We start from the raw sequence: 13,162 nt of genomic DNA, 5'->3' as shown, positions 1-13,162 counted from the left end.
CGCTCAGCCCCCGGCCTTGCGTCCGATGCGGAGCAGTCGGCGGGCGAGGAAGCGCAGCGGCCAGCGCAGCACCGAGGCCTGCGCGGCAAGCAGCAGCACGCCGGGCACCGGTCCGTCACTCACGAAGACCCAGACCAGAAGCGGCAGGCCGGTGACGATCAGCGCGATACCGCCCGGCCAGTGAAAGCGGCGCGGCGCGAGGCCGATCAGCGTGGCGATCAGCGCCCAGAGGCAGGCGGCAATCAGCGCGGCGCTCATGCCAGCCCCGCGAACGAGGCGGCAAGCGCCGCGCCCGAGGCCAGCGCGCCGAAGACCGGCACCGCCATCGGCACCCGGAACGGCGCCGCGGGCGCGCGCCGCTTCAGCCCGATCAGCGCGAGGTTCACCAGCACGAAGACGTTCAGCAGCACGGTGGTGGTGAGCTGCGCCAGCGCCGCGACCGGCAGCGCGAGCGCCGCGACCAGCATCAGCCCGCCCGCCAAGAGCGTCGCCGCCACCGGCGTGCCAAGCCGCGGGTGGATGTGGCGAAAGACGCCGAGCGCCGGCAACCGCCGGCCAAGGCCGTAAAGCACCCGCGCCGCCATCACGATCTGCGCCAGCACCCCGTTCAGCGCGGCAGCGACCGCAATCGCCGGCAACAGCGCCTGCGGCGCCGAGGCCCGGGCCCAGACCTCGGCGAGCGGGCTTTCCGAAAGGGCAAGATCGGCGGGCACCACGGCATGGACCGCGGCGGCCGAGACCGCAACATAGAGGAGCGTGGTGATCGCAAGGGCCGCCAGGATCGCGCGCGGCAGGGTGCGGGTCGGGTCACGCACCTCCTCGGCCATGTTCACGATGTCCTCGAAGCCGATGAAGGCGAAGAAGGCGAGCGCGGCGCCTGCGGCGATCCCCGACCAGGGCACGGCGGTCGCCAGCGCGGGCGCGGCGGGCACGCTGGCCCCGGCCCAGATCACCAGCAAAAGCCCGGTGACCTCGATCACCGTCAGGATCGCGGCGAAACCGATCGACTCCAGCACCCCCCAGAGCGCGATCGCCGTCAGCAGCAGACCAAGCGCCAGGATCAGCGGCGGCGAGGGCAGCGGCAGCAGCAGCGTCAGATAGCCGACCCCGCCGCGCAGCACCGCCGCGGCCGAGATCACCCCCGAGAGCACGATGGCAAGCCCGACCAGAACGCCAAGCGCGCGCGAGGCAAGCCCCGCCTCGACATAGGCGACCTCGCCCGCGGCCTCGGGCAGACGGGTGGAGAGCTCGGCATAGGAGAGTGCGGAGGGCGCGGCAATGAGGCCCGCCAGCACGAAGGCAAGCGGCGTCCAGCCGCCCGCGTGTCCGGCAACGGCGCCGACCAGCACATAGATGCCGGCGCCGACCATGACACCCACGCCATAGGCGGTCAGCAGGACGGGGCCGAGGCGACGCTTCAGCTCCTCGCCCTGCGCCATCTCAGGCGCCGAGGATGTTGGGCAGGTTGTTCGCCCAGGCCGAGATCGTGCCGGCGCCGAGGCAGACGACGATGTCGCCGGGCCGCGCCTGCTCCTTCACCAGCCGCGCCAGGTCTTCCTCGTGGAAAAGCGCGCGGGCGTGGCGGTGGCCATGACGGATCAGCCCGGCGACGAGGTCGTCGCGGGTGGCGCCCGGGATCGGGTCCTCGCCCGCCGCATAGACATCGGCGATCGCCACCACATCGGCCTCGTTGAAGCAGGTGCAGAAATCGTCGAATAGGTTGTGCAGGCGCGAGTAGCGGTGCGGCTGATGCGCCGCGATCACCCGCGCGCCCGGCGTGCCCGACACATATTGCCGCGCCGCCTTCAGCACCGCCGCGATCTCGACCGGGTGGTGGCCGTAATCGTCGATGATGGTGACGCCGCCCAGCACCTCGCCGACCTTGGTGAAGCGCCGGTTGACGCCGCCGAACTGCGCGAGCGCGGCGCGGATCTCGTCCTTCTTCATGCCGAGGTGACGCGCCACGGCGATCGCTGCAAGGCTGTTCGAGACGTTGTGGTTGCCCGGCATCGGCAGCGAGCAGCCCTCGATCTTCGCCTCGGGGCCCTCGTTTTGCAGCAGAACGTCGAAATGCGCCCGGCCTTCCGAGAAGCTGAGGTTGACCGCGCGCACATCGGCCTGGGCGTTGAAGCCGAAGGTGGTGACGCGGCGGTCGGTGACGCGACCGACAAGGGCCTGGACCTCGGGATGGTCGGTGCAGCACACCGCCATGCCGTAGAACGGGATGTTGGTGACGAAGTCGTAGAACCCCTGCCGCAGGTTCTCGATCGTGCCCCAGTGCTCCATGTGCTCGGGGTCGATGTTGGTGACGATCGCGATGGTCGCCGGCAGCCGGTTGAACGAGCCGTCCGATTCATCGGCCTCGACCACCATCCACTCGCCCTCGCCCGCCCGCGCGTTCGAGCCATAGGCGTGGATGATGCCGCCGTTGATGACCGTCGGATCGAAGCCGCCCTTGTCGAGCAGCGTCGCCACCATCGTCGTCGTCGTGGTCTTGCCATGGGTGCCGGCGATCGCGATGTTCGACTTCAGCCGCATCAGCTCGGCCAGCATCTCGGCGCGGCGCACCACCGGCAGCTTGCGCCGGCGCGCCTCCTCCAGTTCGGGGTTGCCCTTCTTGATCGCCGAGGAGATCACCACCACCGCGACGTCGTCGGTGATGTTCTCGGCGCGCTGGCCCTCGTGGAAGGTCGCGCCCAGCTCGACCAGCCGGTCGGTGATCTTCGAGGCCTTGGCGTCCGAGCCCTGCACCTTGTAGCCGAGCGTGATCAGCACCTCGGCGATGCCCGACATGCCGATGCCGCCGATGCCGATGAAGTGGATCGGGCCCAGTTCCCCGGGAAGTTTCGTGGCAGCGCTCATTTCGGTTGTCCTGCAAGTTTCTCGACGATTTCGACCAGCCGCCCGGTGGCATCGGGGATGCCGTATCCGAGCGCGGCCTGCGCCATCTGCACCGCACCCTCGGGATTGTCCAGAACCAGCGCGACCTGGGCCGAGATGCTCTCGGCGGTGGCCTGCGCCTCGGGCACGAGGATCGCGGCGCCCGCCTCGGTCAGGCCGCGGGCATTCGCCGTCTGGTGATCGCCGGTGGCGGCGGCATAGGGGATCAGGATCGCGGGGCGGCCGATCACCGAGATGTCGGCGACCGAGGAGGCGCCCGAGCGCGAGATCACAAGCTGGCACTCGGCCAGCCGGCGCGGCACGTCCTTGAAGAAGGGTTCGACCTCGGCCGCGATGCCGGCCGCGGCATAGGCGGCGGTCACGCGCTCCATGTCCTCGGGGCGGGCCTGATGGGCGACGCGTAGCCGGGCGCGCAGCGGCGCCGGAAGGGCGGCGAGGGCGGCGGGCACGACATCGGAGAGCACCCGCGCCCCTTGCGAGCCGCCGATCACCAGCACCGACAGCGCCCCCTCGCCCGGCGGGGTATAAGGGGCCGAGGCACGCTCGATGATCGCGCTGCGCACCGGGTTGCCGGTGTGCACGCCCGCCACGCCCGGTGGCAGGTCGGTGGGCCAGGTGCCGCAGGCGAAGGCGTCGACATGGCGCGCAAAGATCCGGTTCACCCGCCCCATCACGCCGTTCTGCTCGTGGATCGCGCGCGGCACGCGCAACAGCCACGCGGCGCCGAGCGCGGGGATCGTCGGATAGCCGCCAAAGCCCACCACCGCGGCGGGGCGGTCGGCCAGGTCATGGCGGATCGCGGTGAAGATGCCGCCAAGGATGCGGAACGGCACACCAAGCTTCGCCAGCGCGCCGCCGCGCGCGAAGGTGGCCGAGGCCACCTCCTCGACATGGACGACATGCGGGAAACCGCCGGTATAGCGCGCGCCGCGCGCGTCGGTCGACAGCTTGACCCGCCAGCCGCGGCGCACCATCGCCTCGGCCAGTGCCTGCGCGGGGAACATGTGCCCACCGGTGCCGCCCGCGGCGATCAGCAGAAGCGGGGCTTTCGGAGCGGCCATCGCGGCCTCCTTCACTTGCGGCGGGCGAGGATGTCGGAGATCTCGCCCTGCGGCCGGGTGCGGGTCAGCGCCAGGAGGAAGCCAAGCGCGATGCCCGAGGCGATGACCGACGAACCGCCATAGCTGACGAAGGGCAGCGTCATCCCCTTCGCCGGCAGCAGCCGCACCGCCACGCCCATGTTGATCAGCGCCTGCACGCCGAAGGCGCAGGCAAGCCCCGAGCCCGCGAGCCGGGTGAAGGGATCGCGCTCGCGCATCAGCCGCAGAAGCGAGCGCACGACGACGATGGCGTAAAGCGCGATGATGATCATCACCAGGATCAGGCCGTATTCCTCGGCCGCGACGGCGATGATGAAGTCGGTGTGCGCATCGGGCAGCGACCATTTCACCGTGCCCTCGCCGACGCCGACGCCGAAGAAGCCGCCCTCCTGGATCGCGTTCGTGGCATAGCCGATCTGCGTGCGCGGGTCGATCTCGGTGCTGAGGAAGCCGTTGATACGACGGGCGAAGTGCTCGGACATGTTATAGGCGAAAAGCCCGCCCGCGGCGGTCAGCCCGGCAATGACGGTGAGCAGGAAGATCGGCGCGCCGGCGATGAAATACATCACCATCCAGCTGAAGAGGACCAGCGAGGCCTGCCCGAAGTCGGGCTGCAGCGCCAGCAGCACCACGATGAACACGGTGAGCAGGAAGGAGTAGAGCCGGCCGGGCGGCCCCGCGACCTCATGCGCCGCGGCCATGAACCAGGCGGCGATGACGACGAAGCCGGGCTTGAGGAACTCGGAGGGCTGCACCGAGGCGAAGCCGAACGAGATCCAGCGCACCGCGCCCTTGCCGAAATCGGTGCCGATCACCGGCAGCGCCAGCAGCGCAAGGAAGGCGCCGAGGAAGCCGATCACCCCGATGCGCCGCACCTGGGTCGGGCTGAGCATCGAAATGAGCAGCATCGCGATGATGCCGAGCGAGCCGAAGAGGGCCTGACGCTTGACATAGTAGAAGGGTTCGAGGCCGTTCTTTTCCGCCAGCGGCACCGAGGCCGCAAGGCCAAGCAGCATGCCGACGCCGAACAGCATCAGGATCGCGGACAGCGCCCATTTGTCGATCGTCCGCCACCAGCGGGGAAGAACAGGCTCACCTGCCCGAACGGGCACGGTGCCAAACACCATATCTGTCATGGATCTACCGCCGTCACTGCCTCGAACACGCCCGTTTTTCCCGGGTCTGACGGCGAGTCTAGCGCATCGCCACGCGGCTGCCTAGGGGAACGTGGCCCGAACGCGCAGGCTTGGCAACGCCCCGCCGCCCGGTCTTTGCCGCGCCGCCGCACTGTGCCATGATAGCGCGAACAAACGCATGGAGGCGGCGATGAAGGTCGGGATCGTGGGCGCGGGAATGGTCGGCTCGGCCGCCGGGTCGGCTCTGGCCCTGCGCGGCGGGGCGAGCGAAGTGGTCTTCGTCGACCGCAACACGGCGCTTGCCCGCGCCCAGGCCGAGGACATCAGCCATGCCGTGCCCTTCGCCCACCCCTGCCGGCTGAGCGCGGGCGAGTATGACGCGCTCGAGGGCGCAGAGGTGGTGATCCTCGCCGCGGGCGTCGCGCAGAAGCCGGGCGAAAGCCGGCTCAGCCTGCTCAGCCGCAATGCCGATGTCTTCGCGAGCGTCATCGGCGGCGTGCGCGCGGCCGCCCCGGGGGCGATGCTGCTTGTCGCCTCGAACCCGGTAGACATCATGACCCAGGTCGCGCTGCGCGCCTCGGGCCTGCCGCCCGAGCGGGTGATCGGCTCGGGCACCATCCTCGACACCGCGCGCTTCCGCAGCCTCCTTGGCGCGCATCTCGGCATCGCGCCGCAATCGGTGCATGCCTATGTGCTGGGCGAGCATGGCGACAGCGAGGTGCTGGCCTGGTCCTCGGCGCGGGCCGGCACCGAACCCGTCGCCCGCTTCGGCGCCCAGCTCGGCGCGCCGATCACCGAGGAGGTCCGCGCCACCATCGACGCCGGCGTGCGCCGCGCCGCGTACCGCATCATCGAGGGCAAGGGCGCCACCTGGTATGGCATCGGCGCCGGGCTTGCGCGCATCGTGCAGGCGATCCGCGACGATCAGGGCGCGGTGCTGTCGGTCTCGGTCGTGGCGCCCGAGATCGAGGGCGTGCCCGACATCGCGCTGAGCCTGCCGCGCGTCGTCGGCCGCAAGGGCGTCAGCGCGACGCTGATGCCCGAGATGAGCGAGACCGAGACCGCGGCGCTGCGCGCCTCGGCCGAGGTGCTGAAGGAGAGCACGCAGGGGCTGTGGTGAACCAGATCTTCGGCGCCTTCCTGCGCCTTGGCGTGACCAGTTTCGGCGGCCCGACCGCGCATATCGGCTATTTCCGCACCGAATTCGTGCTGCGCCGTGGCTGGCTGAGCGAGGCCGAATTCGCCGAGCGGCTGGCGATCGCGCAGTTCCTGCCGGGGCCGGCCTCGTCGCAGCTCGGCTTCGCGATCGGGCTGCACCGCGGCGGGGTGGCCGGCGCGCTGGCGGCGTTCCTCGGCTTCACCCTGCCCTCGGCGCTGCTGATGACGCTCGCCGGGCTGTCGGCGCAGGTGCTGCCGGGCGGTGCGGCGGCGGGCGCCATCGCCGGGCTCAAGCTTGTCGCCCTCGCGGTGGTCGCGCAGGCGCTGTGGGGCATGGCGCGCAACCTCTGCCCCGACACCGCGCGCCGGCTGCTGGCGCTTGTCGCCTGCGCCGCGCTGCTCGCCCTGCCCGCTTCGGCCCTGCAGATCGGGGTGATCGCGCTGGCCGCCGCGATCGGCGCCACCCGGCCGCTGCCCGCCACCGCCCCGGCGCCGCTGGCCGAACGCGGCCGCGCCCTTGGTCCGGCGCTGGCACTCGCCTGCCTGCTGCTGGCCGCCCTGCCCTTCGCCCGCCCCTATCTCGGCGCCGGTGCGCTGGTCTTCGGCGGTGGCCATGTGGTGCTGCCGCTCCTGCGCGAGGCGCTGCCCGACGTCGGGGCCGAGACCTTCCTCGCCGGATATGGCCTGGCGCAGGCAATGCCCGGCCCGCTGTGCTCCTTCGCCGCCTATCTCGGCGCGGCGACGGGCGGGATCGGCGGCGCGCTGATCGCCACGGCGGCAATCTTCGCCCCGGGCTTCGCGCTTTATGCCTTCGTCCTGCCGCTCTGGTCGCGGATCGGCGCGAGCGGGCGGGCGCGCGGCGCGGTGGCGGCGGTGAATGCCGCGGTGGTGGGCGTGCTTGCCGCGGCCTTCCTCACCCAGATCCTGCCCGCCGGGCTGCACGACGGCCGCGCGGCAGGCATTGCCGCGCTGCTGCTGGCGCTCGCCTTCGGCACCCGGCTGCCGCCCGTGACCCTTGTCGGCCTGGGGGCGGGGCTGGGCGCGGCGCTGCTCTAGCGGTTCAGTCCGGCAGCGCTGCGACCAGCGCGGCGAAATGCTCGCCCCGCTTCTCGAAGCTCTTGTACTGGTCGAAGCTCGCCGCGGCGGGGGCCAGCAGCACGGTATCGCCCGGCTCCGCCTCGGCCGCCGCACGCGCCACCGCCGCCTCCATCGTCTCGCAGATCTCGTGCTCGAGCGGCGCCAGCTCCAGCGCGAAGTCGCGCGCCGAATGGCCGATGAAATAGGCCTTCTTCACCGCGCCCAGAAGCGGCCGCAGCGAGGCGACACCGCCCTCCTTGCCCAGCCCGCCCGCGATCCAGCGGATGTTCGGGAAGGCCTCGAGCGCCTTCGCCGCGCTGTCGACATTGGTGGCCTTGCTGTCGTTCACATAGCGCACGCCGCGCTTTTCCGCGACGGTCTGCGAGCGGTGCGGCAGGCCGGCGAAACTGTGGAAGGCCTCCTCGATCACCCGCGGCGCCAGACCGAGCGACCGGCAGGCGGCATAGGCCGCGCAGGCGTTCTGGTGGTTGTGCGCGCCGGGCAGGCCGGTCACCTCGCGCAGGTCGATCGAGGCGACCTGACGGCCCTTGCGCCACTCGGCCAGGAACCCCTTGCGGGCAAAGACCGACCAGCCGAAGGCGCCGAGCTTCTGCGCCGAGGAGACCCGGATCACCCGGTCATCCTCGCGCGAGCTGGCCATCTGATTGGCCAGATAGACCCCCTCGGGCTCGTCCACCCCGATCACCGCACGATCCGGCCCGCCCTCGGCAAACAACCGCCGCTTCGCCGCGAAATAGCCGCCATAGCCGGCGTGGCGGTCGAGATGGTCGGGCGAGAGATTGGTGAAGACCGCGATATCGGGGGTCAGCGCGCGGGCGAGATCGGTCTGATAGCTCGAGAGCTCGAGCACCACCACCTCGCCGTCGATCGCCGGCTCGATGTCGAGCACGCCGCGCCCGATGTTGCCCGCCATCTGCGTCGGCCGGCCGGCATGGGCCAGGATGTGGTGGATCAGCGCCGTGGTCGTCGACTTGCCGTTCGAGCCGGTCACGCAGACCGTGCGCGGCGTCACGTCGAAACTGTCCCAGTCGGAGGTCGCCCAGGACCGGAAGAACAGCCCGATGTCATTGTCGACCGGGATCCCCTCGGCCATCGCCTTCGCGATCACCGGGTTCATCTTCGGATAGAGATGCGGAATGCCGGGCGAGGTGATCAGCGCCGAGATCCCCTCGAAGGCGCCCTCGCGGCCCAGATCGGTGCAGGCCCAGCCCGCCTCCTCGGCCTTCGCGCGCGCCTCGGGGCTGTCGTCCCACAGGACCGGCACCGCGCCCCCCGCCTTCAGCGCCGCCGCCGTGGCCAGACCGGAGCGCCCGAGCCCCAGAACCGCGACCTTGTGCCCCTCGTATCCCTGAACCGGAATCATCTGCTTTTCCTCGCGTCGGACGCGGGGGTTTCACACCCCCGCACCCCCGTGAGGTATTTGAAGCAAGGCGAAAGGGGAAGGCCCTTCCCCTGCATTCATCTTGGCAAAAATACCTCGGGGGGTGAATTTGCCTGCAGGGCAAAGAGGGGGGCAGCGCCCCCCCTGCCCCGGCGCCGCAGCCCCTCCGTCGGCGGGGGAGCGCGGCGGGCGAAAACGGCACCGCCTGCCGCATGGTGCGGCAGGCGGGAAGCGGTTTGCGAAGGCAAGCGCGTTCAGCGGATCTTCAGCGTGGCAAGGCCGATCAGCGCCAGGATGAGCGAGATGATCCAGAAGCGGATGACGATCTGCGCCTCGCCCCAGCCCTTCTTCTCGAAATGGTGGTGGATCGGCGCCATCAGGAACACCCGCTTGCCGGTGCGCTTGAAATAGGCGACCTGGATGATCACCGACATCGCCTCGACCACGAAGAGGCCGCCGACGATGGCGAGCACCAGCTCGTGCTTGGTGCAGACCGCGATGGCGCCAAGCGCGCCGCCAAGGGCAAGCGAACCGGTGTCGCCCATGAACACCGCAGCCGGCGGGGCGTTGTACCACAGGAAGCCCAGACCGCCGCCGATCAGCGCCGCGGTGAAGACCAGGATCTCGCCGGTGCCGGGCACGAAATGCACGCCGAGATACTGGGTGAAGTCGGCGCGGCCGACGACATAGGCGATGGCGCCGAGCGTGCCCGCGGCAATCATCACCGGCATGATCGCGAGCCCGTCGAGCCCGTCGGTCAGGTTGACCGCATTCGCCGCGCCGACGATGACCAGCATCGAGAACGGCACGAAGAACAGGCCGAGGTTGATCAGCGCATCCTTGAACACCGGCAGGGCAAGCTGATTGGTCAGCTCGGGCGGGTGCATCCAGGCGGCAGCGGCACCGGCGACGGCCGCGAGCAGCAGCCCGAGGATCATCCGGGTGCGCGAGCTGACGCCCTTGACGTTCTGCTTCGTCACCTTGGCGTAATCATCGGCGAAACCGATCAGCGCATAGCCATAGGTCACGCCGAGGGTGATCCAGATATAGCCGTTGTCGAGCCGCGCCCAGAGCAGCGTCGAGACGAGCAGCGCCGAGAGGATCAGCAGCCCCCCCATCGTCGGCGTGCCGGCCTTGGCGAAATGCGTCGCCGGCCCGTCGGTGCGGATCGGCTGGCCCTTGCCCTGCTTGCGACGCAGCATGTCGATCAGCGGCCGGCCGAAGAGGAAGCCGAAGATCAGCGCGGTGAAGAACGCGCCACCCGCCCGGAAGGTGATGTAGCGAAACAGGTTGAACAGATCGCCCCCGCTCGACAGGTGGGCAAGCCAATACAGCATTATTCTTTTCCCTTGAACGCCTCGGCCGCACCGGGCTGGCCGAGTTTCTTCAGTGCCCCGACGACGAGGCTGACCTTCGAGCCCTTCGAGCCCTTCACCAGCACCACGTCGCCCGCGTCGACGAGATGCCGGGCGCGTTCGGCCAAGGCCGTCGCGGTCTCGAACCATTCGCCGCGCTTCGCCTGCGGCAGCGCCTGCCACAGCGCACGCATCCGCACGCCGGCACAATGCACGATGTCGACCGCCTCCATCGCCGGCAGCCGGGCGATGGCGGCGTGCAGCTTCAGCTCGTCGGGGCCAAGCTCGAGCATGTCGCCGAGGATCGCCACCCGGCGCCCGCGCGACACCCGGCCGATGCCATCGCGCGGCGCGGTCGCGGCCAGCACGTCAAGCGCCGCCGCCATCGAGGCGGGGTTGGCGTTGAAGGCATCGTCGAACAGGTCGAAGCTCTGCGCCTCGTCGGTGATGTCGAGATAGACCCGCTCGCGGGTGCCACGCCCGGCAGGCGGGCTCCAGGTGCCAAGGTCGAGCGCGGCAACGGCAGGGTCGGCGCCCACGGCCTCGGCCAGCGCCAGCACGCCAAGCGCGTTCGCGGCGAAATGCGCGCCCGGGGTCATCACCTTGAAGAGCAGCGGATGCCCCTTGGCCTCGGCCTGCACGATCGTCGCGTCGCCCGCGATGCGGGCCGAGAGCAGGCGATAGTCCGAGCCCGCGGCGGGGCCGAAGGTGACGATCTGCGCGGCATGGGCCTGCGCCGCCGCGAGCAGGATCGGCGTCACCGGCAGCCCGGTCGGCACGACCGCCGTGCCGCCAGGTTCCAGCCCCTCGAAGATCGTCGCCTTTTCATCGGCGATGCCCTCGACCGACTCGAAGGCCTCGAGATGGGCCGGGGCGACGGTGGTGATCATCGCCGCATGCGGGCGCGTCATGCGGGCAAGCGGCGCGATCTCGCCGGGGTGGTTCATGCCGATCTCGATCACCGCGAAATCGGCGTCGGCCGGCATCCGGGCAAGCGTGATCGGCACGCCCCAGTGGTTGTTGAAGCTGGCCTCGGCGGCGTGCACCCTGCCCTGCGCGCTCAGCACGGCGCGCAGCATCTCCTTCGACGAGGTCTTGCCGACGGATCCGGTGACCGCGATCACCCGCGCCCGGGTGCGGGCACGCCCGGCGCGGCCAAGCGCCTCGAGAGCGGTGAGCACATCCTCGACCAAAAGCAGCGGATCGCTGTCGCTGCAGCCGTCCGGGATCCGGCTGACCAGCGCCGCGGCGGCGCCGCGGGCGAGCGCGTCGCGCACGAAGTCATGGCCGTCGCGCACATCCTTCAGCGCCACGAACAGCTCGCCCGGGCGGATCGTGCGGGTGTCGATCGAGAGGCCGGTGACGGCGAAGGGGCGCGTCGCGCGCCCGTCCGTCGCGGCGGCGGCATCGGCAGAGGTCCACAGAACGGCCATGTCAGATCTTTCCATCCAGCGCCGCGACGGCAATCGAGGCCTGTTCGGCATCGTCGAAGGGGAAGATGTCGGTGCCGATCACCTGGCCCCGCTCGTGCCCCTTGCCCATGATGAGCAGCGCATCGCCCGGGCCGAGCGCATCGACGCCGCGCAGGATCGCCTCGGCGCGGTCACCCACCTCCTGCGCCTCGGGCCCCGCGCCCTCCATCACCGCGGCGCGGATCGTGGCCGGGTCCTCGGTGCGGGGGTTGTCGTCGGTGACGATGACATGATCGGCGAAGGCGGTGGCGGCGCGGCCCATCAGCGGCCGTTTCGTGCGGTCACGATCGCCGCCCGCCCCGACGATCGCCACCAGCCGGCCCAGCACATGCGGGCGCAGCGCCTTCAGCGCGGTCTCGACCGCGTCGGGGGTATGGGCGTAATCGACGAAGACCGTGGCGCCGTTGGTGCGCGTCGCGGCAAGCTGCATCCGCCCGCGCACGGTCGTCAGCTTCGGCAGCACGGCAAAGACCTCGGCCGGTTCCGCCCCGCAGGCGATGGCCAGCGCCGCGGCGGTGAGCACGTTCATCGCCTGGAACCCGCCAATCAGCGGCAGGCGCACCATCTGCGGCTCGTCCTCCCAGATGAAGCGCACGTCCTGCCCCGCGGCGTCGAAGCGCTGCCCGCCAAGGCGCATCTCGCAGCCCGCGTCATGGCCGACGCGGATCACCTTCTGCCCGCGTGCCACGGCAAAATCGAAGAGTTCCAGCCCCTTGGGGTCGTCGGTATTGACCACCGCGACGCCATCCTCGGGCAGCACCCGGGTGAAGAGCCCGGCCTTCGCGGCGAAATACTCCTCGAAGGTGGCGTGATAGTCGAGGTGATCCTGGGTGAAGTTGGTGAAGGCTGCGGCGGACAGCTGCACGCCATCGAGGCGGCGCTGCGCGAGCCCGTGCGAGGAGGCCTCCATCGCCGCATGGGTGACGCCGGCCTCGGCCATCTCGGCCAGCAGCCGGTGCAGGGTGATCGGCTCGGGCGTGGTATGGGCGGAGGGCGCGGTGAAGCTGCCCTCGACGCCGGTGGTGCCGATATTCGCCGCCTCGAGGCCGAGCGCCTGCCAGATCTGCCGGGTGAAGGTGGCGACCGAGGTCTTGCCGTTGGTGCCGGTCACCGCGACCACCGTCGCGGGCTGCGCGCCGAACCACAGCGCGGCGGCATAGGCAAGGCTCTGGCGCGGATCCTCGACCACCACCAGCGCGACCGGGCTGCCGGCGAGCAGCGGCCGGGCGATCTCTTCGCCGGCGCGGTCGGTCAGCACCGCCACCGCCCCGCGTTCGAGCGCCGCGGGCAGGAAGGTCGCGCCATGCGCCTTCACCCCGGGCAGCGCCGCGAAGAGATGGCCGGGCCTGACCTGACGGCTGTCGACGGACAGGCCGGTGACGGCGACATCCTCGCCGTGCCGGGCGGTCAGACCGAGATCGCTCAGGGCTTTCGTGACTGCTTCGCCCATATCTTGTGCCCCTTCAAAATTGCCTGCCCATTTACCGGAGAGTGCCGCGAAGCGTCAACGCGCCCTTTCCCGGCCAAGCGGAAAAGGGCGGACGCGGGCGGCGGCGCGCCC

Annotated in this window: 11 protein-coding genes; 2 read left to right on the top strand and 9 right to left on the bottom strand. The window is 70.7% G+C overall.

Annotated elements, in window-relative coordinates:
• Positions 1-3: 3 nt before the first annotated feature.
• Genes AC0QTQ_RS06730 through ftsW form a run of 5 tightly spaced genes read right to left on the bottom strand, consistent with a single transcriptional unit; the run spans position 4 to position 5,137 of the window.
• Positions 4-258 (bottom strand): DUF2484 family protein, encoded by a 255-nt coding sequence (locus AC0QTQ_RS06730; RefSeq protein ID WP_480258820.1) that lies wholly within the window; start codon positions 256-258, stop codon positions 4-6.
• A complete protein-coding gene (locus AC0QTQ_RS06725) occupies positions 255-1,439 on the bottom strand; it encodes an APC family permease (protein WP_480258819.1) in 1,185 nt (394 codons plus the stop codon). Before AC0QTQ_RS06725 ends, AC0QTQ_RS06730 begins: the two co-directional genes overlap by 4 nt.
• Position 1,440: 1 nt before the next feature.
• Positions 1,441-2,862, bottom strand: a complete 1,422-nt coding sequence (gene murC / locus AC0QTQ_RS06720; RefSeq protein WP_121533936.1) for a UDP-N-acetylmuramate--L-alanine ligase — start codon at positions 2,860-2,862, stop codon at positions 1,441-1,443.
• Positions 2,859-3,962: a UDP-N-acetylglucosamine--N-acetylmuramyl-(pentapeptide) pyrophosphoryl-undecaprenol N-acetylglucosamine transferase gene (locus AC0QTQ_RS06715; RefSeq protein WP_480258818.1), complete on the bottom strand. Its 1,104-nt coding sequence runs from the start codon at positions 3,960-3,962 to the stop codon at positions 2,859-2,861. Before AC0QTQ_RS06715 ends, murC begins: the two co-directional genes overlap by 4 nt.
• An 11-nt stretch (positions 3,963-3,973) precedes the next feature.
• A complete protein-coding gene (ftsW, locus tag AC0QTQ_RS06710; RefSeq protein ID WP_480258817.1) occupies positions 3,974-5,137 on the bottom strand; it encodes a putative lipid II flippase FtsW in 1,164 nt (387 codons plus the stop codon).
• A 190-nt stretch (positions 5,138-5,327) separates the two neighbouring features.
• Between ftsW and AC0QTQ_RS06705 the strand changes: the two genes are divergently transcribed.
• Both AC0QTQ_RS06705 and chrA read left to right on the top strand, forming a co-directional pair.
• Positions 5,328-6,257, top strand: a complete 930-nt coding sequence (locus AC0QTQ_RS06705) for an L-lactate dehydrogenase (RefSeq protein ID WP_480258816.1) — start codon at positions 5,328-5,330, stop codon at positions 6,255-6,257.
• Positions 6,254-7,351 carry a chromate efflux transporter gene (gene chrA / locus AC0QTQ_RS06700; protein ID WP_480258815.1) on the top strand — a complete coding sequence of 366 codons (1,098 nt, stop codon included), beginning with the start codon at positions 6,254-6,256 and terminating at the stop codon, positions 7,349-7,351. Before AC0QTQ_RS06705 ends, chrA begins: the two co-directional genes overlap by 4 nt.
• 4 nt (positions 7,352-7,355) lie before the next feature.
• Here chrA and murD read toward each other — a convergent pair whose 3' ends face one another.
• The 4 genes from murD to AC0QTQ_RS06680 all read right to left on the bottom strand — a co-directional run bounded on the left by murD (position 7,356) and on the right by AC0QTQ_RS06680 (position 13,051).
• Complete coding sequence (murD, locus tag AC0QTQ_RS06695; RefSeq protein ID WP_480258814.1) at positions 7,356-8,756, bottom strand: UDP-N-acetylmuramoyl-L-alanine--D-glutamate ligase; 1,401 nt, start codon at positions 8,754-8,756, stop codon at positions 7,356-7,358.
• Between the two features lie 272 nt (positions 8,757-9,028).
• Positions 9,029-10,111: a phospho-N-acetylmuramoyl-pentapeptide-transferase gene (mraY, locus tag AC0QTQ_RS06690; protein ID WP_113900080.1), complete on the bottom strand. Its 1,083-nt coding sequence runs from the start codon at positions 10,109-10,111 to the stop codon at positions 9,029-9,031.
• A complete protein-coding gene (locus AC0QTQ_RS06685; RefSeq protein WP_480258813.1) occupies positions 10,111-11,562 on the bottom strand; it encodes a UDP-N-acetylmuramoyl-tripeptide--D-alanyl-D-alanine ligase in 1,452 nt (483 codons plus the stop codon). Before AC0QTQ_RS06685 ends, mraY begins: the two co-directional genes overlap by 1 nt.
• 1 nt (position 11,563) lies before the next feature.
• A complete protein-coding gene (locus tag AC0QTQ_RS06680; protein ID WP_480258812.1) occupies positions 11,564-13,051 on the bottom strand; it encodes a UDP-N-acetylmuramoyl-L-alanyl-D-glutamate--2,6-diaminopimelate ligase in 1,488 nt (495 codons plus the stop codon).
• Positions 13,052-13,162 lie beyond the last annotated feature (111 nt).

The organism is Paenirhodobacter sp. YD-8 (assembly GCF_056590935.1).
Note: the sequence above shows the minus strand (reverse complement) of the source record. Positions and strands in the feature narration are given on the sequence as shown.